The organism is Halomonas shengliensis (assembly GCF_900104135.1).
Lineage (GTDB): Bacteria > Pseudomonadota > Gammaproteobacteria > Pseudomonadales > Halomonadaceae > Halomonas > Halomonas shengliensis.
This window is the reverse complement of sequence record NZ_FNIV01000002.1, coordinates 159,499-180,567: the sequence shown is the minus strand read 5'-3', so window position 1 is coordinate 180,567 and position 21,069 is coordinate 159,499. Positions and strand designations below refer to the sequence as shown.

Below are 21,069 nucleotides of genomic sequence, written 5' to 3'. Positions count from 1 at the left end.
GCTGCCGGAATGTGCCGATTCGTTACGGGACAGGCGAGAGGTAACTCCATGAAAGTTCATGGCTTCAAACGACCGTGCGACCAAAGTATTAGCGTTTTCAGCATTAAAACGCTCGTTTGGGGTTGAAACGCTCGTTGGCATACGCGAAAAGGGAGGGGCACGCGCCAGCCTCCGCGAGAGGCTACGCCGGCGCCAACGTCATAACAGCACCGCAAGGGATGGATCCATGAAGAACAAGTTCAACCGCCTGACCCTCGCCGCCGCCGTGGCGGCTGCCGCCTTCGCCAGCCAGGCCCAGGCCGGCGGCTACCAGATCAACGAGCAGAGCGTCAGCGGCCAGGGCTATGGCCACGCCGGTCGCAGCTCCAACGTCAACGACGCCACCATCGTCTTCGGCAACCCGGCGGGGATGTCGTTCCTGGATCGCGCCCAGGTATCGGTAGGTGGGACCTATCTGGATGTCAGTACGGATATCGATAATGCCTCGGCGACTCGAAATGGTGCTCCGATCACTGGGTCTAGTGATGGCGATATGGTGCCTGGAAGCCTGATTCCCTACGCTTTCTATGCCCAGCCGGTGACCGACAAATTGGCCTTCGGTTTCGGCGTCTATGCGCCTTTCGGTTCCAAGACAGATTATGAGGGCGGCTTCATTGGTCGAAACTTGGGTAACTACACCGAGCTGACGGTGATGAGCGCCCAGCCTACGGTATCTTATCGCTTCAACGACCAGTGGTCTGTGGGGGCAGGTCTGACCTATAACCGTGTTGAAGGTGAGCTTCACAGACAGGTGCCAACACCGACCTTCGGGTTGGTAGGGATGGATAATGGGGTGCCTGTTGTAGGGGTTACAGGAACGCAAGAACTTGATGCACGTATCGAGGGCGATGATGACGGCTGGGGGTATAACCTCGGTGTCATGTTCCAGCCTGCGCCCGAGACGACGTTGGGTCTGACCTATCGCTCAAAGGTAAGCTATACCCTTACCGGTGATTACCGCTCTACGGCCGCCGATGGTGAAGTCTATGTAAACCCTTTGACTGGGGAGCGTCAGGATAAGTCTGCCCAGCTTGACCTGGATACACCGGAAACGGTGAATTTTTCCATCACTCAGGAAATGACCGAGCGCCTTAAGCTGATGTTTGGTGCATCCTGGACGCGGTGGAGCAGATTCGATGAGATCCTCGTCACCGACGCTGCCGGTAATGAAATTACCTATGAAGAGCAGGACTACTCCAATGCTTGGGCATTTGCTGTTGGGGGGGAGTATCAGTTAACCCCCCAATGGGAGTTGCGTGCTGGGCTCTCCATTGATAAAACGCCTACCAGCGACCAATTCCGGAGCGCCCGTATTCCTTCTGATGATCGTCGCATCTTCTCCATCGGTGCTGGCTGGACACCGGTTGAGAATTTCACAGTTGATCTTGCTTACTCTTATCTGACAGAGAGGGGGACCCAGGTTAATCAAAGTCGTCCGGATGCCAATGAAACAATTATTTCGACCTACAACGCCGACTACAAGAACGAGGCCCACGGCTTCGGCGCCCAGCTGACCTACCGCTTCTGAGCGGCAGCCAGCACGGCGTATCCAGGGAACCCGGCTCCGGCCGGGTTCCTTGCGTTCGGGGCCGGGGGGCGCGCGGCGAGTGGATGCGACTCGGCGCGGCTTTCGCTACAATGGATGTCTTTTCCGTGCCGCCGCGGCGCCGGCCTCTCGCCGGTGCCGCGGCGGCCGTACGTCCACCGCAGATTCAGGCGAGACGCCCCATGCTGGAAACCAACCCGATTCACAACCTCATCAAGGACCTGTCTGAGCGGACAGATGTCCTGAGGGGGTATCTTTGACTATGCCGAGAAGAAGGATCGGCTAGAGGAAGTCACCCGCGAGCTCGAGGATCCCAATGTCTGGAATGATCCGGACTATGCCCAGAAGCTGGGCAAGGAGCGGGCCTCCCTGGAGCTTATCGTCGCTACCATCGACGAGCTGGACCAGGGCCTCGGCGACAGCCGCGACCTGCTGGAGCTGGCCGAGATGGAGGAGGACGAGGGCACCGTCGCCGAGGTGGAGAAGGAACTGGAGGGCTTCAGGGCGAGCCTCGAGAAGCTCGAGTTCCGGCGCATGTTCTCCGGCGAGATGGACGAGAACAACGCCTACCTCGATATCCAGGCGGGCTCCGGCGGCACCGAGGCCCAGGACTGGGCCAACATGCTGCTGCGCATGTACCTGCGCTGGGCCGAGCACCACGGCTTCAAGGCGGAGATCACCGAGCTCTCCGCCGGCGAGGTGGCGGGCATCAAGTCGGCCTCCCTGCATATCCAGGGTGACCACGCCTTCGGCTGGCTGCGCACCGAGACCGGCGTGCATCGCCTGGTGCGCAAGAGTCCCTTCGACTCCGGTGGCCGCCGCCATACGTCGTTCGCCTCGGTGTTCCTGTCACCGGAGATCGACGACAGCTTCGAGGTGGAGATCAATCCCTCGGACCTGCGCGTCGACACCTATCGCTCCAGCGGTGCCGGCGGTCAGCACGTCAACACCACCGACTCGGCGGTGCGTATCACCCACGAGCCCACCGGTATCGTGGTGGCCTGCCAGAGCCAGCGCAGCCAGCATGCCAACCGCGACTTCGCCATGAAGCAGCTCAAGGCGAGGTTGTGGGAGCACGAGATGGAGAAGCGCAACGCTGCCAAGCAGGAGGCCGAGGACTCCAAGTCGGATATCGGCTGGGGCAGCCAGATCCGCTCCTATGTGCTGGATGACCAGCGCATCAAGGACCTGCGCACCGGCGTGCAGACCAGCAACTGCGACAAGGTGCTGGATGGTGATCTGGACCAGTTCATCGTCGCCAGCCTCAAACAGGGCCTATAGCCTGCTGCGCTCGCCGATACGGCGTTGCCCCTCTGTGATGGATGCTCGTTGACTACCGTCAACGCCGCTCTCTCGAAGAGGGGCGCCTTGTCTCGGCATCGCTCGCGTGGCGATAGCAGCAGGCGGGTCCCAGTTTCCTTATCAAAGATTTCCAACAGGTAGCGAAATGGCCAACGAGAGCCCCACCCCGGACAGCCCCCAGAACGACGAGAACCGCCTGATCGCCGAGCGTCGCGCGAAGCTGGCGGCGCGCCGCGAGCGGGCCGCCGCGCAAGGCGAGAGTGCCTTTCCCAACCACTTCCGTCGCGACAGCCATGCCGCCGAGCTCAACGCGGCGCTGGGTGACAAGGACAAGGCCGAGCTCGAGGCGCTGAACCGTCAGGCCGGCGTGGCCGGACGCATCATGCGCAAGCGTGGCCCCTTCATCGTCATCCAGGACGTCAGCGGTCAGATTCAGCTCTATGTCGACAAGAAGGGGCTGCCCGCCGAGACCCTCGAGGAGATCAAGGGCTGGGACATCGGCGATATCGTCGCGGGGCGTGGTCCGGTGCACAAGTCGGGCAAGGGCGACCTCTACGTGATGATGGAGGAGGCGCTGCTGCTCACCAAGAGCCTGCGTCCGCTGCCCGACAAGTTCCACGGCCTCACCGACATGGAGGCGCGCTACCGCCAGCGCTATGTGGACCTGATCATGAACCCCGACTCGCGTCAGGTGTTCGAGACCCGTGCCGGGGTGATCAGCGCCATGCGCCGCTTCTTCGAGGCGCGCGGCTTCATGGAGGTGGAGACCCCCATGCTGCAGGCGATTCCCGGCGGCGCCACGGCGCGCCCCTTCGTCACCCACCACAATGCCCTGGACCAGGACATGTACCTGCGCATTGCACCGGAGCTCTACCTCAAGCGTCTGGTGGTGGGCGGCTTCGAGAAGGTCTTCGAGATCAACCGCAACTTCCGCAACGAGGGGCTATCCACGCGCCACAACCCCGAGTTCACCATGATCGAGTTCTATCAGGCCTACGCGGATTACCACGACCTGATGGACCTCACCGAGGAGATGCTGCGCACCCTGACCCGCGAGGTGCTGGGCACCACCACCGTGGTCAACACCGTGCGCAACCGCGATGGCGAGGTGCTGGAGCACTTCGAGTACGACTTCGGCCAGCCGCTGCGCCGCCTGACCGTGTTCGACTCGATTCTCGAGTACAACCCGGAGATCCACGCCGATGCGCTGGCCGATGAGGCCGCGGCGCGCCAGATCGCCGAGCGCCTGGATATCGACGTCAAGGATGGCTGGGGCCTGGGCAAGATCCAGATCGAGATCTTCGAGAAGACCGTGGAGCATCGCCTGCAGCAGCCCACCTTCATCACCGAGTACCCCACCGAGGTGAGCCCGCTGGCGCGACGCAAGGACTCCAACCCCTTCGTTACCGAGCGCTTCGAGTTCTTCGTCGGCGGCCGCGAGATCGCCAACGGCTTCTCGGAGCTCAACGACGCCGAGGACCAGGCCGAGCGCTTCCGCGAACAGGTGGCCGAGAAGGAGGCCGGCGACGACGAGGCGATGTACTTTGATGCCGACTATGTGCGCGCACTGGAGTATGGCCTGCCACCCACCGCCGGCGAGGGCATCGGCATCGACCGCCTGGTGATGCTGCTCACCGACAGCGCCTCGATCCGTGACGTGCTGCTGTTCCCGGCCATGCGGCCCGAGGTGGACTGACATTTGCGTCGATGGCGGAAGCGCTCGGGGCTGATCCGGGGGCAGGCCTTCGAGGAGGCGCTGTGAACCCCTCCCTGGGCGCTACCGACGCCATCCCTGGCGTAGGACCTCCTCTTCGGCCTACCCCCGGCGCTCCCTCGCGCATGGGCAACAGCGGCTGTCCTGGTCTGTAAGAGGGAAGCATTGGTAAACACTGCAGACAGCGCCCATAATGGCGGTCGTTTCGACGTCGAGGAGACCACCATGAAACTGCTCAACCGCTCTGCCCTGAGCGTTCGCCCGACCCAGCACTTCGTGGACTGGATCAACGGGCTCGAGCCCACCCTCGGCGACGACGACCTGACGCTGGCCGACGTCGAGCGTGAGAGCACCATCTACCTGATCCCGGAGATGGACACCCCGGAGGCCCTGCAGGGCTTCGTGCGCGAGCGCTACCTCGAGATCCTCGAGACTGAGCTGCGCGCCTGGGAGGAGGACGAGCGCCAGTGGCCCGAGGCCCTCGACTGGCCGCTCTTCCAGCGCTTCCTGCAGCTCGAGCACAGCTACCTGGCCATCGACCTGGATGACGAGACGGCGCTGGAGATCTCCGAGGTCGACGACAGCCTGCTGCTGGAGACCGATCAGGACTGACGGTCGACCCGCACTGCTCAGGAGAGACCGGCTTCGGCCGGTCTCTTACGTTACGGACCCCCGACGGAAGATGGCATGAGTCGACTCTTCGCGACCCGCCCCGGCGACGATGGCCTGCCGGGCCCCGAGCGGCGCCTGGCGGTGCTGGCGCTGATCCTCGGCACCCTGATGGCGGTGGTGGACACCACCATGGTCAACATCGCCCTGCCCTCCATCGCCGCGGGGCTGGAGGTCTCCGCCTCTCGGGCGGTGTGGGTCACCAACCTCTTCCAGATCACCTGTGCCGCCTTCCTGCTGGTGTTCGCCGCCCTGAGCGAGCTGCTCAGCCGTCGCCGGCTCTACGTGGCGGGGGTGGCGGTGTTCACCCTGGCGGCGCTGGGCAGCGCCCTCTCCCAAAGCCTCGAGAGTCTGCTGGTGTTCCGCGCCCTGCAGGGGCTGGGGGCGGCGGCGACCCTCTCCATCGGCCCCTCGATCTATCGCCAGATCTTCCCCTCCCGCCTGCTCGGCAGCGCCCTGGGGCTCTCCGCCCTGGTGGTGGCGGCGGGCTATGCCGCCGGCCCCGCCATCGGCGGCGTGCTGCTGTCGCTGGCCGACTGGCCCTGGCTGTTCGCCCTGCACCTCCCGCTGGGTGCGGTGGCGGTGGTGCTGGCCTGGCGGGCGTTGCCCCGGGAGGCGGCGCGGCCCGGCGGTTTCGACTGGCAGGGCGCGCTGCTCTCGGTGGCGATGCTGGCCGGCCTCTTCGTGGCCATGGACGGCGTCGGCCACGATATGTCGGTCGTGGGGATCGCCGCCTGGGCGGGGGGCAGCCTGGTGGCCGCGATGCTGTTCCTGCGGCGCCAGCGACGCGCGCCTCACCCGCTGCTGCCACTCTCGCTCTTCGCCGAGCGCCGCTTCAGCCTGGCGCTCGCCGCCCAGGGCAGCGCCTTCGTGGGGCAGGGACTCGCCTTCGTGGCGCTCTCCTTCCTGTTCCAGCAGGCGATGGGCTTCTCGCCGCTGGAGACCGCCTGGCTCTTCACCCCCTGGCCGCTGGCGATCATGCTGGTGGGCCCCCTGGCAGGCCGACTGGCGGACCGGCTCAACCCCAGCCTGCTGGCCTCGGCGGGGCTGGCGCTGCTGGTGGCGGGGCTGGCGTCGCTGGCCCGGCTGGAGGCCGAGGCCGGCGTGGTGGAGGTGCTGTGGCGGATGGCGCTGTGCGGCATCGGCTTCGGCCTCTTCCAGCCGCCCAACAACCGCGAGCTGATCGGCAGCGTGCCCCGCGAGCGCAGCGCCAACGCCTCCGGTGCCATGAGCACCTCGCGCACCGTGGGGCAGTCGCTGGGGGTGGCCCTGGTGGGCGCCTTCCTGGCCGCCGGGATTGCCGTGCAGGCGACCCTGTGGCTCGGTGCCCTGACCTCCCTGCTGGCGCTGCTGGCCAGCCTGGCGCGGCTGCCCCTGGCCGCCGCCGCCCAGCGCGAGCGTCGTGCCGTCGAGGCCGCCGGTGGCGACTGAGGCGCATCGTTCGCACCGCCCATAGCGAGTACAATGACCCCTTCACTTCACCACGTCGGGAAGCCGCCATGCGCATCCAGTCCAGCATCGAAGCGAAGCTCAAGGCCCTCGAGCCGGCCTTCCTCCAGGTCGAGAACGAGAGCCACCGCCACGCCGTGCCGCCCAACTCCGAGACCCACTTCAAGGTGACTCTGGTCAGCGCGCGCTTCGAGGGCATGATGCCGGTCAAGCGCCACCAGCAAGTCTACGCCGCCCTGGCCGACGAGCTGGCAGGCCCCGTGCACGCCCTGGCCCTGCACCTCTACACCCCGAGCGAGTGGGAAGCCGGCGGCCAGAGCCGCCCCGACTCGCCCGACTGCCGGGGCGGCGGACGGTGACCAGCGAGCCGCACCGCCTCCAGTACCTGGAGGCGATGGGGCTGACCGGCTGGGCGGCGCGCTATGTGCTGCCCAACGCCCGGCCGACCCCGGCCTGCGAGTGGGAGACGCCGGCGGCCCCTACCGCCGCGCCCCCCGGCGAGCGCCTGCATGCGCTGCTCGACGAGGCCCGCGAACAGGAGCCGGCGCCCCGCAAGCCCGCCGCCTCCCCGGAGCGAGCCGCCCGTCCGCCGCGCCCCGGCAGGGCGCGGGTGGCGCTGCTCGGCGAGGCGCCGGTGGCCGAGGCGCCGAGCGAGCCGGAGACCGCGGAGGCGGCGCCCGAGGCACCCCGCGAAGCGCTGCGCTTCGCCTTCCAGGTGGCCTGCCTGGAGGGGCGCTGGCTGCTGCTGCTGCCCGGCGAGGCGCCGCCGGGGCGGACCCGCCTGCGGCTGCTGGCCAACCTGCTGCGCGGCGCCGGGATCGCCTCGCCGCTGCCGGTGTTCCAGCCCTTCCACTGGCCGCTGCAGGAGGGCCTACCGGTGCAGGAGCCCCTGGCGGAGGCGCGCGAGGGGCTGCGTGCCTTCCTGAATGGGGCGAGCCGGCGCGGCTGGGCGCCGCGCCGGCTGTTGATGTTCGGCGACGACGAGGCCCTGGCACGGGTGCTGGCGCTGGAGGAGGGGCGCAGTGTCACCCTGGACCTGCCGGCCTGGCATGCGCCCGCCCTGGGCGCGCTCGCCGCCGGTGCCGAGGCCAAGCGGGCCCTGCTGCCGCGGCTGCTGGAGATGAGCAAGGTGTGGTGTGCCGAGGCCGATGAGGCCGGGGAGCGCCCGGCAGGCGCCGGCGATGACGGGCAGGATGGCGATGGCCACTGAGGCGCCACGCCTGCGGCGCCTGGGCGCGGATGACCTGGCCGCGGTGGCGGCGCTGGAGGCGGCCCATGGCTGGCCCACCGGCGGCTCGCCAGCCGCGTTGGCGGCGACCCTCGACGATGACGCCATGGCGGTGCTTGGCCTCGCCCGCGACGCTGCCCTGGTGGTCTACGCCGCGGTGGCGCGGTTGCCCTTCGAGGCGGAGCTGCAGGCGATCCTGGTGGCGGCACCCTGCCGGGGGCAGGGGCTGGCGCGGCGGCTGCTGGCGGCGGTGATCGAGCAGGCCCGTGGCTGGGGCAGCGAGCGGCTGCTGCTGGAGGTACGGGCCGGCAACGCCCCGGCCATTGCCCTCTATCGCGCGGCGGGCTTCGTCGAGGACGGCCGGCGCCGCGGCTACTATCCGCCGCTGCCCGCGGCGACCTCACGGGGGCCAGACACGACACCGCCCCGTCAAAACGGGGCGGGCAGGGAGGATGCGCTGCTGATGTCGCTGGCGTTGGGGATGCCGGAGCCGGAGTAGCGGCCCGGGTGGGGGCCTTACCCCTGCTGGCCGCCGTCCACCTCGTCCAGCTTGCCCAGTACGGCGGTCAGGCGGCGCTCCCACTCCTCGCGCTCCTGCTTCAGGCGGCTGTTTTCCTCGCGCAGCTCCTCGGCCTCCATCTTCAGCAGCTCCAGGGCCTCGACGGCGCTGGTGACCTTCTGCTCGAGCCGGTTGAAGAGTTCGATGCTCATCCTGTTCTCCTGGGTGTCGTTCCGGGGGTGGTCCATGCGGTTGGAGCGGCGGCCTGGGCGGCGAAGCCGGTGGCCGCAGAGTAACGCCGCACCTGAGGCTCAGCAAGCGTCGTCGGCTGGCGACGAGGAAGCCTCGCGGCGGTAGAGCCGGCCATGGCTGTCGCCCGCCCGCAGCTCGCGGTGCAGCCGCCAGGTCGCCGGGACCTCGGGGGCGAGCTCCGCCTCGGTCTCGACGTAGATGAAGGCATCGTCGGCCAGCCAGCCTGCCTCCAGGGCGGCGCAGCAGGGCGCGGCCAGGCCCTGGCGGAAGGGCGGGTCGAGGAAGGCCAGGGTGACCGGGACCGGCGGGCCGGCAAGGAAGGCCGCGGCGTCGGCGTCCACCACCCGTCCGCGCGCCTCGGCGCCAAGGGTCGCCAGGTTCTCGCGCAACTGGGCGGCCACCCGGACGTCGCGCTCCACGAAGGTGGCCTCGCGGGCGCCGCGGGAGAGCGCCTCCAGCCCCAGCGCACCGGTACCGGCGAAGAGGTCCAGCACCCGGGCGCCGGGCAGGGCGGCGGTCAGCCAGTTGAACAGGGTCTCGCGGACCCGGTCGGGGGTGGGGCGCAACCCAGGGCTGTCGAGCACCGGCAGCAGCCGGCGGCGGTAGTCGCCGCCGATCAGGCGCAGCCGGCCGGAGGGCCTGGCGCCTGATGTGTGGGTGCCGCGCCGGTTCGGGCGTCGGTGGCGTGAGGGATGTCGCGTCATGGCGCGATTGTACCGGGGCGCTTGTCCACAGTCATGGTGGGCGGTGGTAGGATGTGGCGATTCGTTCATCCGCGAGGCTGATTCTGTCCATGTTCGGTTTTTTCAAGCGCAAGAAGAAGCAGCAGGAGCACGAGGCGACCCGCCAGGAGCAGGAGCCTCAGGAGGAGGCGGTCGACGCCGTCGAAGAGGAGGGCGCCGAGGCCACGGCGCCATCCGAGACGAAGGCGCAGCCTGGGTCGGAGGCGCGAGCGGTTCCTGAGGCGACCCCTGAAACCGGCGACGAATCTCCGCGGGAGCCCGAGCCGGAAACCGAGCCTGAACGGGTCCCGTCGCCCGAGCGTGAACCGGCGCCGCTCCCCGAGACGCCCCCTGCCGACGAGCCCGTGACATCCGAGGAACCGGACGCCGGCGCCCGGCCTGTGTCGGCGTCTGACCCCGAACCTCGCCACGACCCTGTCGTCGAAACGCCGCCGGAGCCGGAACCTGCCCTCGAGCCCGAGCCCGAGCCCGAGCCCGAGCCCGAGCCCGAGCCCACCCGCGCCGCGCTGCAGGAGAAGCCCGCTGCCGGGGAGAAGAAGGGCTGGTTCGCGCGCATCCGGGCCGGCCTCGGCAAGACCCGCGCCAGCTTCACCGACGGCCTGGCGGACCTGTTCCTCGGCAAGAAGCAGATCGACGACGACCTGATGGAGGACCTCGAGACCCAGCTGCTGATGGCGGACGTGGGCATCGAGGCCACCACCACGATCATCGACCGGCTGACCGAGCGGGTCTCGCGCAAGGAGCTCAAGGACAGCGAGGCGCTCTACCGCGCCCTGCAGGAGGAGCTGGCGGCCATGCTGGCGCCGGTAAGCCAGCCGCTGACATTGCCGCCCAAGGGCGAGGGCCCCTTCGTGATCCTGGTGGTCGGCGTCAATGGGGTGGGCAAGACCACCACCATCGGCAAGCTGACCCAGCGCTTCCAGCGCGAGGGGCGCAGCGTGATGCTGGCCGCCGGCGATACCTTCCGTGCCGCGGCGGTGGAGCAGCTCAAGGTGTGGGGCGAGCGCAACAGGGTGCCGGTGATCGCCCAGCACACCGGCGCCGACAGCGCCTCGGTGGTCTATGACGCCGTGGCGGCGGCCAAGGCGCGCGGGGTCGACGTGCTGATCGCCGACACCGCCGGCCGCCTGCACAACAAGGCGCACCTGATGGAGGAGCTCAAGAAGGTGCACCGGGTGATGGGCAAGCTCGACGCCACCGCTCCCCACGAAGTGATGCTGGTGCTCGATGCCGGCACCGGCCAGAACGCCCTCTCCCAGGCCAGCACCTTCAACGAGGCGGTGCCCATCACCGGGGTGACCCTGACCAAGCTCGACGGCACCGCCAAGGGTGGCATCATCTTCGCCCTGGCCAAGCAGCTCGGCACGCCGATCCGCTTCATCGGCGTCGGCGAGACCCTGGACGACCTGCGCCCCTTCGTCGCAGACGAGTTCGTCGATGCCCTGTTCGACCGCGAGCGGGACGACGCCGGGGCATGATCGAGTTCCAGCACGTGGGCAAGCGCTACGGCGGGCGCTTCGAGGCGCTCGCTAACCTCGACTTCCACGTGCGGCGTGGTGAGATGGTGTTCCTGACCGGCCACTCCGGGGCCGGCAAGAGCTCGCTGCTGCGGCTGATCATGCGCCTGGAGCGTCCCTCCCGCGGGCGGATCCTGGTGGCCGGCCACGACATCGACCGCCTCCACCCCAGCCAGGTGCCCTTCTACCGGCGCCAGATCGGCGTGGTCTTCCAGGACCACCAGCTGCTCTACGACCGCTCCATCTTCCACAACGTGGCCCTGCCCCTGGAGATCCAGGGCGTCGAGCCCCGCGAGGGCGCGCGCCGGGTGCGCGCGGCCCTGGACAAGGTGGGGCTGCTGCACCGCGAGAAGGCGCTGCCCATCGAGCTCTCCGGCGGCGAGCAGCAGCGCGTGGGCATCGCCCGCGCCGTGGTCAACAAGCCGGCGCTGCTGCTCGCCGACGAGCCTACCGGCAATCTCGACCCCCAGCTCTCCGCCGACATCATGGCGCTGTTCGAGGACTTCAACCGCATCGGCACCACGGTGATGATCGCCAGCCACGACCTGGCGCTGATCGCCCGGCTGCGCCACCGCACCCTGCGGCTGCGCGAGGGGCGCCTGGTGGGCGACCAGGAGGCCGCATGAGCCGACGCCCCGAGGCGCCCGCCCGCGGTGCCCGCCGCCATCGCACCCGCTCCACCAGCCGCCTGCGCGGCTGGCTGCGCCACCACCGTGCCATGGCGCTGGACAGCGCCGGCCGGCTGCTGCGTGCCCCCGTCGGCAGCCTGGTGACCATGCTCGCCATCGCCATCGCCCTGGTGCTGCCGGCGGCGCTGTGGCTGGCCCTCGACGGGGCGCGTCTGCTCGACGCCGAGCTCACCGAGAGCGCCACCCTCACCGCCTATCTCGCCCCGGGGGTCGAGGCGGCCGAGGCGGGGCGCATCGACGAGGCCCTGGGGGCCCAGCCCGGCGTGGCCAGCACTCGCTTGATCACCGCCGACGAGGGGATGGTCGAGTTCCAGCAGGCGCTGGGGCTCGAGGATGCCCTGGCGCGCCTCGACACCAACCCGCTGCCGGCCAGCGTGGTGGTGACCCCCATCGACCCCGGCCCCGCGGCGATGCGTGCCCTCGCCGCCGACCTCGAGGCGCTCTCCGGGGTCGAGGAGGTGCGCCTGGACCTGGCCTGGATCGAGCGGTTGCGTCATATCGGCGAGCTGGGGCGGCGGGTGGCGCTGGCCCTGGCGGTGCTGTTCGGCAGCGGCGTGCTACTGGTGGTGGGCAACACCATCCGGTTGGCGGTGGAGAGCCGGCGCAAGGAGATCGAGGTGGTCACCCTGATCGGTGCCACCCACGCCTTCGTGCGCCGCCCCTTCCTCTACAGCGGCGCCTGGTATGGCCTGGGCGGCGGCCTGCTGGCCTGGGGCCTGCTGACCCTGGGGGGGAACTGGCTGGCCGCACCGGTAGCAGCCCTGGCGGCCAGCTACGGCGCCAGCTTCGGCTTGCCACGCCTCGGGCTGGACGGTTCCGTCGCCCTGATCGGCTGTAGTATGCTATTGGGCTGGCTGGGCGCCTGGATCGCGGTGAGCCGCCACCTGGCGGAGGTCAAGCCGCGCTGAGGCCGGCCAGCGAGAGATCGCGGAACTTTCCGCCGTCCCTGGCGTCTGAGGAGCCGCACGTCAGGGCAACCATGCATGGGCTGATTGAGGAGACATCCTGCACATGAGCAACAGTCTTCTTCCGGTGGGCCAGCTCTCCCCGGGGCACGACCTCAACGGATACATCCAGGCGGTGACCGGCATCCCCATGCTCACCGTCGACGAGGAGCGTGAGCTGGCCTTCCGCCTGCACGACGAGGGCGACCTGGAGGCCGCGCGCCGCCTGGTGCTGTCACACCTGCGCTTCGTCGTGCATATCGCCCGCAGCTACTCCGGCTATGGCCTGCCCCAGGCCGACCTGATCCAGGAAGGCAACGTCGGCCTGATGAAGGCGGTCAAACGCTTCGACCCCAACCAGGGGGTGCGGCTGGTCTCCTTCGCCGTGCACTGGATCAAGGCCGAGATCCACGAGTTCGTGCTGCGCAACTGGCGCATCGTGAAGATCGCCACCACCAAGGCCCAGCGCAAGCTGTTCTTCAACCTGCGCAGCGCCAAGAAGCGCCTGGCCTGGCTCAATGGCGACGAGGTCGAGGCGATCGCCAAGGACCTCGACGTCAAGCCCGAGGTGGTGCGCGAGATGGAGGGGCGGCTCTCCGCCCACGATGCCGGCTTCGACGCCGCCCCCGGCGAGGACGAGGAGAGCAGCTGGCAGGCGCCGGTGCACTACCTCGACGACGCCTCCGCCGATCCGGCGACCCAGCTGGAGGCGAGCGACTGGGAGGGCGACGCTACCCGTCGCCTGCAGCAGGCCATGGAGGCCCTCGACGAGCGCTCCCGGGACATCCTGCAGCGCCGCTGGCTGGCCGAGGAGAAGGCCACCCTGCACGAGCTGGCCGATGTCTACGGCGTCTCCGCCGAGCGTATCCGCCAGCTCGAGAAGAACGCCATGAAGAAGATCAAGCAGCAGATCGGCGACGCCCTGGTGGCATGATCCACGGCAGGGCGCTTGGTGTCTGGCGTGGGCGGCTGAGCCCGCCATGAAGTATCGAGGAGCAAGCTGCAAGGGACCCCCTTGGCTTGCTCCTTCTGTTTCAGGCTAGCCTTTCTTGCTCCTTGCTCCTTGCTCCTTGCTCCTTGCTCCTTGCTCCTTGCTCCTTGCTCCTTGCTCCTGTCAGGCCGGCTGCGGGCTCTCGCTGAGCAGCTGTGCCGAGAGCAGTGCCCACTGCTCCGCCCAGTGCTCGGTGGGGCGACGCCTGAAGTCGCTCCTCACGTACTGGCTGATGCGCCCCTCGGCGGTGGCCAGCAGCAGGTTGGCGGCGGCGGAGGCGGGCAGGCTGGGACGCCGCCCCTCGCGCAGCTCCGCCTCGCGCAGGATCTGCTTGAGCTGGGTCTCGAGGCGCTCGAAGAGCTGGTGGATGCGGGTCCGCAGGCGCGCCGTCTCGCCGGTGAGCACGCCGCCGTCGAGCAGGCGCGAGAGGCCGGGGTTCTTCTCGGCGAAGCCCAGCAGCAGGGTGAGCAGCGCCGCGCAGCGCGGCAGCGCCTCCTGCTCCTCCTCCAGGAGGCGCCCGATGCGCGCGAACAGCGACTCCTCGATGAAGGCGATGAGGTCCTCGAACATCCGCGCCTTGCTGGGGAAGTGGCGGTAGAGGGCGGCCTCGGTGACGCCGACCTGGCGCGCCAGGGCGGCGACGGTGATGCGCTTGCCGCTATCCTCTTCCAGCATCAGCGCCAGCGCCTGGAGGATCTGCTCCCGGCGGCTGGGGGTGGGGGTTGCCTGCGTCATATCGCTCTTTTCTTTTCTCATGGTCGAGCCATGCTAGTCGGGCGCCCGCCGCGACGCCAGGGCCGCGGCAGCCGGATCACCCCTCCTGGGCGGTGTCGGTGATCAGGGTGCCGACGCCGGCGTTGGTGAAGATCTCCAGCAGGGTGGCGTGGGGCACCCGGCCGTCGATGATATGGGCGCTCGCGACGCCGCCCTTCACCGCCTCCAGGGCGCAGCGGATCTTGGGCAGCATGCCGCCGTGGATGGTGCCATCGGCGATCAGGGCGTCGACCTGGGCGGTGGTCAGCCCGGTGAGCACCTCGCCGCCGCCATCCATCAGCCCGGCGACGTTGGTCAAAAGCATCAGCTTCTCGGCGGAGAGGGCCTCGGCCACCTTGCCCGCCACCAGGTCGGCGTTGATGTTGTAGCTGTGGCCCTCGGCGTCGACGCCGATGGGGGCGATCACCGGGATGAAGTCGCGCTCGGCGAGCATCTCGATCAGGTCGGTGGCGATATGCTCCACCTCGCCGACGTGGCCGATGTCGATGATCTCGGGGGCGGTCATCTCCGGGGTCTGGTGCTCCACCTTGAGCTGGCGCGCGCGGATCTGGGCGCCATCCTTGCCGGTCAGGCCGATCGCCTTGCCGCCGCACTGGTTGATCAGGTTGACGATGCCCTTGTTGACCAGCCCGCCCAGCACCATCTCCACCACGTCCATGGTCTCGGCGTCGGTGACCCGCATGCCGTTGACGAAGCGCGACTCGATGTTGAGCTTCTTGAGCAGGTCCCCGATCTGGGGGCCGCCGCCGTGGACCACCACCGGATTGATGCCGACCTCCTTCATCAGCACCATGTCGCGGGCGAAGGAGTCGATCAGGGTATCCTCGGTCATGGCGTTGCCGCCGTACTTCACCACCACGGTCTTGCCGGAGAAGCGCTGGATGTAGGGCAGCGCCTCGGAGAGCACCTCCACCACCAGGCGTGGGTCACGGGTCTGTTCGGTCATCTCGGGTTCCCTTGTCAGGCTCGGGGCCGCCGCGTCTGGCGGCGGCGGGTCATCACGTCACGGGCTCAGAGCGCCACGTCCAGCTCGGGCGCCACCTGGGCCAGGGCGTCGGCGAAGCGCGCCTTGATGCGCGAAAGCGCGGCGTCGCTCTTGCCCTCGAAGCGCAGCACCAGCACCGGGGTGGTGTTGGAGGCGCGGCACAGGCCCCAGCCGTCGGGGTAGTCGACGCGGATCCCGTCCAGGGTGGTCTTGACGCCCTCCTCGCCGAAGTCGCCCTCGCGGGCCAGGCGTGCCACCAGGTCGAACTTGGTGTCGTCGCTGACGCCGACGTTGATCTCCGGGGTGCCCTTGTCCTGGGGGAAGCGATCGAAGAAGGCGTCGGCGTCCAGCGCCTGGCGGGAGAGGATCTCCAGCAGGCGGGCGGCGCCGTAGAGGCCGTCGTCGAAGCCGTACCAGCGCTCCTTGAAGAAGATGTGGCCACTCATCTCGCCGGCCAGCAGGGCGCCGGTCTCCTTCATGCGCGCCTTGATCAGCGAGTGGCCGGTGCGCCACATCTCGGGCTCGCCACCCGCCTCATCGATCACCCGGGCCAGGTTGCCGGTGCACTTGACGTCGAAGATCACCTTCGCCCCCGGGTTGCGGGTCAGCATGTCCTCGGCGAAGGCCATCATCAGGTGGTCGGGGTAGATCAGCCTGCCCCGGGGGGTGATCACCCCCAGACGGTCGCCGTCGCCGTCGAAGGCCAGGCCGATGTCGGCGCCGCTCTCCTGCACCACGCAGATCAGGTCCTCGAGGTTCTCGGGCTTGCCCGGGTCCGGGTGGTGGTTGGGGAAGGTGCCGTCGATCTCGGCGAACAGCGGGAGGGTCTCGACGCCGAGCTTCTCCACCAGCTGCGGCCCCAGCTCGCCGGCCACGCCATTGCCGCAGTCCACCACCGCCTTGAGCGGGCGCTCCAGGCGCACGTCGGCCAGGATCCGTGCCAGGTAGGCGTCGCGCACGTCCACCTGGCGCACGCCGCCCTCTCCCTCGGTGAGGTCATCCTCGACGATGCGGGTGTGCAGCGCGGTGATGGCGTCGCCGGAGAGGGTCTCGCCGGCGAGCACGATCTTGAAGCCGTTGTAGTCCGGGGGGTTGTGGCTGCCGGTGACCATCACGCCCGAGGCGGTGCCGTCCAGGGCGTGGGTGGCGAAGTAGAGCACCGGGGTGGGCACCATGCCGATATCGATGACGTCGCGGCCGGCGGCGGTCAGGCCGCGCACCAGGGCGTCCTTGAGGCGCGGGCCCGAGAGGCGGCCGTCGCGGGCCACCACCACCGTGGCCTCGCCGCGCGCGGCCGCCTCGCTGCCGATGGCGCGGCCGATCGCCTCGACGCTCGCCTCGCTGAGGGTGTCGTCGACGATGCCGCGGATGTCGTAGGCGCGGAAGATGGAGGCGGGAACGGTCTGGGTGTCGACTGTCATGGGAGGTCCTTGTCCTGAAGTGGGGTGTCGTGGGCGGCCGGCGTCAGTGTCGGCCCGAGCTGCCGAAACCGCCGTCGCCTCGCCGGCTGGCGTCGAAGTCCTCCACGACCTCGAGCGCGGCCTGCACCACGGGAACAAGCACGAACTGTGCCAGGCGCTCGAAGGGCTCGACGGTGAAGTCGGCCGTACCACGGTTCCACACCGAGATCATCAGCTCGCCCTGGTAGTCGGAGTCGATCAGCCCCACCAGGTTGCCGAGCACGATGCCGTGCTTGTGGCCCAGCCCCGAGCGCGGCAGGATCAAGCCGGCGAGGCCCGGGTCGGCGATGTGCACGGCAAGCCCGGTGCCCACCAGCTCGCACTGGCCCGGGGCCAGGGTCAGCGGGGCGTCGAGCAGGGCGCGCAGGTCCATGCCGGCGGAACCTTCGCTGGCGTAGCGGGGCAGGTGGTCGCGCAGGCGCTCGTCGAGGAGCTTCACGGCGAGGCGCGGGGAGGTGGCGGGTACGGGCATCGGGTTTCCTGGAAGTCTTGGTGTCGGTCAGGGGGCCTGCCGGGCGGCGAGGCAGGCCAGGGCGCGGCGCAGGATCGCCTCGGCGAGCCGCGCCTTGGGCTGCGGGGGTAGGGCGTCGCGGCCGAGATCGTCGCCCTGCGGCGACGCCTGGCGGCCTCCTTCGCGCCACAGCAGCACCGCGGCGTTGTCGTCGGCGCCGAAGCCGAGGCCCTCGCGGGAGACGTCGTTGGCGACGACCATGTCCAGCCCCTTTCGGGCGAGCTTGTCCCGGGCGTAGTGCTCCACGTCCCGGGTCTCGGCGGCGAAGCCCACCACCAGCGGCCGGCTGGCCTCGGGCAGGGCGGCCACCGCGGCGATGATGTCGGGGTTCTTGACCAGTCGCAGGGTCAGGACGTCCTCGCCCTCCACCTTCTTGATCTTGTGCTCGGCGGCGGCCTCGGCGCGGTAGTCGGCCACCGCGGCGCAGCCGATGAACAGGTCGCTCTCGGGCGCCAGCCGCTGGGCGGCGGCGTGCATCTCGCCGGCCGTCTCCACCGGCAGACACTCCACCCCGGCGGGGCAGGGCAGGGCCACCGGGCCGCTGATCAGGGTGACCCGGGCGCCCAGCGCCGCGGCAGCCTCGGCCAGGGCATAGCCCATCTTGCCGGAGCTGTGGTTGGAGAGGTAACGCACCGGGTCCAGCGGCTCCCGGGTGGGGCCGGCGGTGATGGTGATATGCAGGTCCGCCGCCGCCCCGCTGACGGGTGAGGACGCGTCGTCCGCTGCCGGCTCCCTCGACGGTTTGGCGACGGATGCCGCCGGCAGCAGCGCGGCGAGGATCGCCTCGGGTTCCAGCATGCGGCCCGGGCCGACGTCGCCGCAGGCCTGGTCGCCGCTGTCCGGCCCCAGCAGGCGCCAGCCATCCTCGGCGAGCCGGGCGGCATTGCGCCGCGTCGCCGGGTGGGCCCACATCGCCTGGTTCATGGCCGGGGCCATCACCCTCTCGGCCCGGCTGGCCAGGCACAGGGTGGTGAGCAGGTCGTCGGCCATGCCGGCGGCCAGACGCGCCATCAGGTCGGCGGTGGCCGGGGCGATCAGGAGGGTGTCGGCCCAGCGGGCCAGCTCGATATGGCCCATGCCCGCCTCGGCCTCGGGGTCGAGCAGCGAGGTGCGCACCGGCTCGCCGGTCAGCGCCTGGAACGTCAGCGGGGTGATGAAGGCCTGGGCGCCGTCGGTCATGACCACGCGCACCTCGGCACCGGCCTGCTTGAGCAGGCGGGCGAGCAGGGCGCTCTTGTAGGCGGCGATGCCGGCGCTGATGCCGAGCAGCACGCGCTGGCCTGTGAGGGATCCGGAGGGCGTTGACATGGGCATGGGTCCGGCGTCGATATCAGCCGCCTACCTTACCACCGGGGCCCGACCTTGCGTAGCCGAGCGGCGCTCGCCGAGCAGTGGCTACACTGAGGTCAGGCGACAGGGAGGGGGTGGCGATGTCGATCCGCGAGTGGCCGGAGGGGGAGCGTCCCCGGGAGAAGCTCCTGGCACTGGGGCCGGAGGTGCTGTCGGATGCCGAGCTCCTGGCGATCTTCCTGCGCGTGGGCGTGCCGGGACGCTCGGCGGTGGACCTCGCCCGGGACCTGCTGCTGGAGTTCGGTGGCCTGCGCCAGCTCTTGGAGGCCAGCCGCGAGCGCTTCTGCGCCGCCCGGGGCATGGGCGACGCCAAGTACGTGCAGCTCCAGGCGACCCTCGAACTCTCGCGGCGCCACCTGGCCAGCCAGCTGGCGCGGGGTGAGGCGCTGACCTCGCCGACCCTGGTGCGCGCCTACCTGGCCAGCCAGCTGCGCCACCTGGGGCACGAGGAGTTCGCCGCCCTCTTCCTCGATACCCAGCACCGGGTGATCCGCTACGAGTCGCTGTTCCGCGGCACCCTGGACAGCGCCTCGGTCTACCCCCGCGAGGTGGCGCGGCGCGCCCTGGAGCTGGGCGCCGGGGCGTTGATCCTCGCCCACAACCACCCCTCGGGGGTGGCCGAGCCCAGTGACGCCGACCGGCGCATCACCGAACGGCTGCGCGAGGCCCTGGGACTCTTCGAGATCCGCGTGCTCGACCATTTCGTGGTGGGCGACGGCGAGGTGGTCTCCTTCGCCGAACGGGGGTGGCTGTAGGACATGACGCGGGGCGACGCTTCCTCTATAATGCTGCCTCGGCTGCGCCCGGCCCCGATCGCTCGGGTCGCCTGCCAAGCGCCTGCCCATCGCCAGTCGCCCTCCGTATCGTCCTCGCTGACGCGGGGCCCTGCCTTCGCTCGCGCTCCGGGCTTGTCCGGCGGGGCGGTCTCTGGTATAAAGTGCAGCCTTTGAATTCCCTTGGGTCAAATGTCACGGGATCTCCCCGGTTTGCCCGACAGGTTTTGAACACAACAGGTGGTTGAACACCTGGCCAGTGGTTGGAGGCTCCCATGTCCAAAGTATGTCAGGTTACCGGCAAGCGCCCGGTGACTGGTAACAACGTTTCACACTCCCAGCGCAAGACCCGTCGCCGGTTCCTGCCGAACCTGCACACCCATCGCTTCTGGGTCGAGTCCGAGAACCGTTTCGTCAAGCTGCGCGTCTCCTCCAAGGGCATGCGCATCATCGACAAGAAGGGTATCGAGGCAGTGCTCGGCGATATCCGCAAGCGCGGCGAAGCCGTCTAAGCGATTCCACCTAGGGAGCAGCAGTCATGCGCGACAAGATCAGAATGGTGTCCAGCGCCGGTACCGGCCACTTCTACACCACCGACAAGAACAAGCGGAACACCCCGGACAAGCTCGAGATGAAGAAGTTCGATCCGGTGGTCCGCAAGCACGTGATGTACAAGGAAGCCAAGATCAAGTAATCCTTGGTCGTCTTCCACAGGTGTTCAAGCCTGTCGCCCTGAACCCGGCTGATGCTCCAGCCGGGTTCTGGCGTTTCCGGGGCCTGTTTCGCGAGACCCGTCATGCCCGAGCTGCCTGAAGTCGAGACCACCCGCCGCGGCATCGCCCCCCATATCGAGGGGCGCGTGATCACCGAGGTGATCGTGCGCCAGCCGCGCCTGCGGGTGCCGGTGCCCGGCGACCTGGTCGAGCGCCTGGTGGGGGCGCGCGTCGGGGCGCTATCGCGGCGCGCCAAGTACCTGCTGCTGCCGCTGGTCGGCGGCGAGGCGACGGGCACCCTGCTGTGGCACCTGGGGATGTCCGGCAGCCTGCGCATCGCCCGTCTCGGTGAGCTGCCCAGGAAGCACGACCACCTCGACCTGGTGCTCGACGACGGCGCCCTGTTGCGCTTTCACGACCCGCGGCGCTTCGGCTTCGTCGACTGGCTGGCGGGCAGCGTCGAGCAGGACCCGCGGCTGGCCCGGCTGGGCCCGGAGCCGCTCTCCGACGCCTTCGACGGCGCGCGGCTCCATCGCCTCTCCCGCGGGCGTCGCGTCGCGGTGAAGCCCTTCCTGATGGACAACGCCGTGGTGGTGGGGGTGGGCAATATCTACGCCAGCGAGGCGCTGTTCCTGGCCGGCATCGACCCGCGCCGTGCCGCCGGGCGCATTTCGGCCGAGCGCTACGCGCGCCTCGCCGCCGCCGCGAAGGAGGTGCTGGCCGCGGCGATCACCCAGGGCGGCACCACCTTGCGCGACTTCGTCGGCGGTACCGGCGAACCCGGCTACTTCAAGCAGCGCCTCAACGTCTACGGCCGCCATGGCCAGCCCTGCCGACGCTGCGGCGCCGAGCTGCGCCTGGTCACCCTGGGCCAGCGCGCCAGTGTCTACTGCCCCCATTGCCAGACCTGACCCTTTCGAG

The 21,069-nt window shown here is 69.3% G+C and carries 23 protein-coding genes; 16 read left to right on the top strand and 7 right to left on the bottom strand.

The window, feature by feature from the left end:
- Positions 1-226: 226 nt before the first annotated feature.
- The 8 genes from BLP95_RS03445 to BLP95_RS03410 all read left to right on the top strand — a co-directional run bounded on the left by BLP95_RS03445 (position 227) and on the right by BLP95_RS03410 (position 8,446).
- A complete protein-coding gene (locus BLP95_RS03445) occupies positions 227-1,567 on the top strand; it encodes an OmpP1/FadL family transporter (RefSeq protein WP_089677039.1) in 1,341 nt (446 codons plus the stop codon).
- Positions 1,568-1,770: 203 nt separating this feature from the next.
- Positions 1,771-2,866 (top strand): peptide chain release factor 2 gene (prfB, locus tag BLP95_RS03440; protein ID WP_205743563.1). Its coding sequence is split into 2 segments (ribosomal slippage): positions 1,771-1,842 and positions 1,844-2,866, totalling 1,095 coding nucleotides; the frame shifts between segments, so codons are not numbered across the junction.
- A gap of 166 nt (positions 2,867-3,032) precedes the next feature.
- Positions 3,033-4,583: a lysine--tRNA ligase gene (gene lysS, locus BLP95_RS03435; protein WP_089677038.1), complete on the top strand. Its 1,551-nt coding sequence runs from the start codon at positions 3,033-3,035 to the stop codon at positions 4,581-4,583.
- Between the two features lie 243 nt (positions 4,584-4,826).
- Positions 4,827-5,213: a hypothetical protein gene (locus BLP95_RS03430; RefSeq protein ID WP_089677037.1), complete on the top strand. Its 387-nt coding sequence runs from the start codon at positions 4,827-4,829 to the stop codon at positions 5,211-5,213.
- Between the two features lie 75 nt (positions 5,214-5,288).
- A complete protein-coding gene (locus tag BLP95_RS03425) occupies positions 5,289-6,701 on the top strand; it encodes an MFS transporter (protein WP_089677036.1) in 1,413 nt (470 codons plus the stop codon).
- 68 nt (positions 6,702-6,769) lie between these two features.
- Complete coding sequence (locus BLP95_RS03420; RefSeq protein ID WP_023005516.1) at positions 6,770-7,078, top strand: BolA family protein; 309 nt, start codon at positions 6,770-6,772, stop codon at positions 7,076-7,078.
- Positions 7,075-7,929: a hypothetical protein gene (locus tag BLP95_RS03415; protein WP_143004395.1), complete on the top strand. Its 855-nt coding sequence runs from the start codon at positions 7,075-7,077 to the stop codon at positions 7,927-7,929. The genes BLP95_RS03420 and BLP95_RS03415 overlap by 4 nt, the downstream gene beginning before the upstream one ends.
- The gene (locus tag BLP95_RS03410; protein WP_245678667.1) at positions 7,913-8,446 is read left to right on the top strand and encodes a GNAT family N-acetyltransferase; all 534 of its coding nucleotides are present in this window, start codon (positions 7,913-7,915) and stop codon (positions 8,444-8,446) included. The genes BLP95_RS03415 and BLP95_RS03410 overlap by 17 nt, the downstream gene beginning before the upstream one ends.
- Positions 8,447-8,463: 17 nt before the next feature.
- On the opposite strand, the gene BLP95_RS03405 is transcribed toward BLP95_RS03410, so the two are convergent.
- Positions 8,464-8,658, bottom strand: coding sequence for a cell division protein ZapB (locus BLP95_RS03405; RefSeq protein ID WP_023005519.1), 195 nt, complete (start codon positions 8,656-8,658; stop codon positions 8,464-8,466).
- Between the two features lie 99 nt (positions 8,659-8,757).
- Positions 8,758-9,402, bottom strand: coding sequence for a 16S rRNA (guanine(966)-N(2))-methyltransferase RsmD (rsmD, locus tag BLP95_RS03400; protein WP_089677034.1), 645 nt, complete (start codon positions 9,400-9,402; stop codon positions 8,758-8,760).
- 89 nt (positions 9,403-9,491) lie between these two features.
- Between rsmD and ftsY the strand changes: the two genes are divergently transcribed.
- The 4 genes from ftsY to rpoH all read left to right on the top strand — a co-directional run bounded on the left by ftsY (position 9,492) and on the right by rpoH (position 13,525).
- Entirely contained in the window at positions 9,492-10,919 is a 1,428-nt protein-coding gene (gene ftsY / locus BLP95_RS03395) for a signal recognition particle-docking protein FtsY (RefSeq protein WP_089677033.1), read from the top strand.
- On the top strand, positions 10,916-11,584 hold the full coding sequence (gene ftsE, locus BLP95_RS03390; RefSeq protein WP_089677032.1) for a cell division ATP-binding protein FtsE: 669 nt from the start codon (positions 10,916-10,918) through the stop codon (positions 11,582-11,584). Before ftsY ends, ftsE begins: the two co-directional genes overlap by 4 nt.
- Positions 11,581-12,555 (top strand): permease-like cell division protein FtsX, encoded by a 975-nt coding sequence (gene ftsX / locus BLP95_RS03385; protein WP_089677031.1) that lies wholly within the window; start codon positions 11,581-11,583, stop codon positions 12,553-12,555. Before ftsE ends, ftsX begins: the two co-directional genes overlap by 4 nt.
- Before the next feature lie 103 nt (positions 12,556-12,658).
- A complete protein-coding gene (rpoH, locus tag BLP95_RS03380; RefSeq protein ID WP_089677030.1) occupies positions 12,659-13,525 on the top strand; it encodes an RNA polymerase sigma factor RpoH in 867 nt (288 codons plus the stop codon).
- A gap of 180 nt (positions 13,526-13,705) precedes the next feature.
- Here rpoH and slmA read toward each other — a convergent pair whose 3' ends face one another.
- From slmA to coaBC, 5 genes are all read right to left on the bottom strand, one after another.
- Positions 13,706-14,317, bottom strand: coding sequence for a nucleoid occlusion factor SlmA (slmA, locus tag BLP95_RS03375; RefSeq protein ID WP_089677029.1), 612 nt, complete (start codon positions 14,315-14,317; stop codon positions 13,706-13,708).
- Positions 14,318-14,393: 76 nt separating this feature from the next.
- A complete protein-coding gene (gene argB, locus BLP95_RS03370; protein WP_089677028.1) occupies positions 14,394-15,302 on the bottom strand; it encodes an acetylglutamate kinase in 909 nt (302 codons plus the stop codon).
- Positions 15,303-15,367: 65 nt separating this feature from the next.
- Positions 15,368-16,762, bottom strand: a complete 1,395-nt coding sequence (locus BLP95_RS03365) for a phosphomannomutase/phosphoglucomutase (protein ID WP_089677027.1) — start codon at positions 16,760-16,762, stop codon at positions 15,368-15,370.
- Positions 16,763-16,805: 43 nt separating this feature from the next.
- On the bottom strand, positions 16,806-17,273 hold the full coding sequence (gene dut, locus BLP95_RS03360; RefSeq protein WP_089677026.1) for a dUTP diphosphatase: 468 nt from the start codon (positions 17,271-17,273) through the stop codon (positions 16,806-16,808).
- Positions 17,274-17,300: 27 nt separating this feature from the next.
- On the bottom strand, positions 17,301-18,620 hold the full coding sequence (gene coaBC, locus BLP95_RS03355) for a bifunctional phosphopantothenoylcysteine decarboxylase/phosphopantothenate--cysteine ligase CoaBC (RefSeq protein ID WP_089677025.1): 1,320 nt from the start codon (positions 18,618-18,620) through the stop codon (positions 17,301-17,303).
- Positions 18,621-18,742: 122 nt separating this feature from the next.
- On the opposite strand from coaBC, the gene radC reads away from it, so the two are divergent.
- From radC to mutM, 4 genes are all read left to right on the top strand, one after another.
- Positions 18,743-19,417, top strand: coding sequence for a RadC family protein (gene radC, locus BLP95_RS03350; protein WP_089677024.1), 675 nt, complete (start codon positions 18,743-18,745; stop codon positions 19,415-19,417).
- A gap of 293 nt (positions 19,418-19,710) precedes the next feature.
- Entirely contained in the window at positions 19,711-19,947 is a 237-nt protein-coding gene (rpmB, locus tag BLP95_RS03345) for a 50S ribosomal protein L28 (protein WP_023007520.1), read from the top strand.
- Positions 19,948-19,973: 26 nt separating this feature from the next.
- The gene (gene rpmG / locus BLP95_RS03340; RefSeq protein WP_021819788.1) at positions 19,974-20,129 is read left to right on the top strand and encodes a 50S ribosomal protein L33; all 156 of its coding nucleotides are present in this window, start codon (positions 19,974-19,976) and stop codon (positions 20,127-20,129) included.
- Positions 20,130-20,231: 102 nt separating this feature from the next.
- A complete protein-coding gene (mutM, locus tag BLP95_RS03335) occupies positions 20,232-21,059 on the top strand; it encodes a bifunctional DNA-formamidopyrimidine glycosylase/DNA-(apurinic or apyrimidinic site) lyase (RefSeq protein WP_089677023.1) in 828 nt (275 codons plus the stop codon).
- Positions 21,060-21,069: the final 10 nt, after the last annotated feature.

Coding starts and splice junctions, on each gene's coding strand:
- BLP95_RS03445 (WP_089677039.1), top strand. CDS start 227: ATGAAGAACAAGTTCAACCGCCTGACCCTCGCCGCCGCCGTGGCGGCT.
- lysS (WP_089677038.1), top strand. CDS start 3,033: ATGGCCAACGAGAGCCCCACCCCGGACAGCCCCCAGAACGACGAGAAC.
- BLP95_RS03430 (WP_089677037.1), top strand. CDS start 4,827: ATGAAACTGCTCAACCGCTCTGCCCTGAGCGTTCGCCCGACCCAGCAC.
- BLP95_RS03425 (WP_089677036.1), top strand. CDS start 5,289: ATGAGTCGACTCTTCGCGACCCGCCCCGGCGACGATGGCCTGCCGGGC.
- BLP95_RS03420 (WP_023005516.1), top strand. CDS start 6,770: ATGCGCATCCAGTCCAGCATCGAAGCGAAGCTCAAGGCCCTCGAGCCG.
- BLP95_RS03410 (WP_245678667.1), top strand. CDS start 7,913: ATGGCGATGGCCACTGAGGCGCCACGCCTGCGGCGCCTGGGCGCGGAT.
- BLP95_RS03405 (WP_023005519.1), bottom strand. CDS start 8,658: ATGAGCATCGAACTCTTCAACCGGCTCGAGCAGAAGGTCACCAGCGCC.
- rsmD (WP_089677034.1), bottom strand. CDS start 9,402: ATGACGCGACATCCCTCACGCCACCGACGCCCGAACCGGCGCGGCACC.
- ftsY (WP_089677033.1), top strand. CDS start 9,492: ATGTTCGGTTTTTTCAAGCGCAAGAAGAAGCAGCAGGAGCACGAGGCG.
- ftsE (WP_089677032.1), top strand. CDS start 10,916: ATGATCGAGTTCCAGCACGTGGGCAAGCGCTACGGCGGGCGCTTCGAG.
- ftsX (WP_089677031.1), top strand. CDS start 11,581: ATGAGCCGACGCCCCGAGGCGCCCGCCCGCGGTGCCCGCCGCCATCGC.
- rpoH (WP_089677030.1), top strand. CDS start 12,659: ATGAGCAACAGTCTTCTTCCGGTGGGCCAGCTCTCCCCGGGGCACGAC.
- slmA (WP_089677029.1), bottom strand. CDS start 14,317: ATGACGCAGGCAACCCCCACCCCCAGCCGCCGGGAGCAGATCCTCCAG.
- argB (WP_089677028.1), bottom strand. CDS start 15,302: ATGACCGAACAGACCCGTGACCCACGCCTGGTGGTGGAGGTGCTCTCC.
- BLP95_RS03365 (WP_089677027.1), bottom strand. CDS start 16,762: ATGACAGTCGACACCCAGACCGTTCCCGCCTCCATCTTCCGCGCCTAC.
- dut (WP_089677026.1), bottom strand. CDS start 17,273: ATGCCCGTACCCGCCACCTCCCCGCGCCTCGCCGTGAAGCTCCTCGAC.
- coaBC (WP_089677025.1), bottom strand. CDS start 18,620: ATGTCAACGCCCTCCGGATCCCTCACAGGCCAGCGCGTGCTGCTCGGC.
- radC (WP_089677024.1), top strand. CDS start 18,743: ATGTCGATCCGCGAGTGGCCGGAGGGGGAGCGTCCCCGGGAGAAGCTC.
- rpmB (WP_023007520.1), top strand. CDS start 19,711: ATGTCCAAAGTATGTCAGGTTACCGGCAAGCGCCCGGTGACTGGTAAC.
- rpmG (WP_021819788.1), top strand. CDS start 19,974: ATGCGCGACAAGATCAGAATGGTGTCCAGCGCCGGTACCGGCCACTTC.
- mutM (WP_089677023.1), top strand. CDS start 20,232: ATGCCCGAGCTGCCTGAAGTCGAGACCACCCGCCGCGGCATCGCCCCC.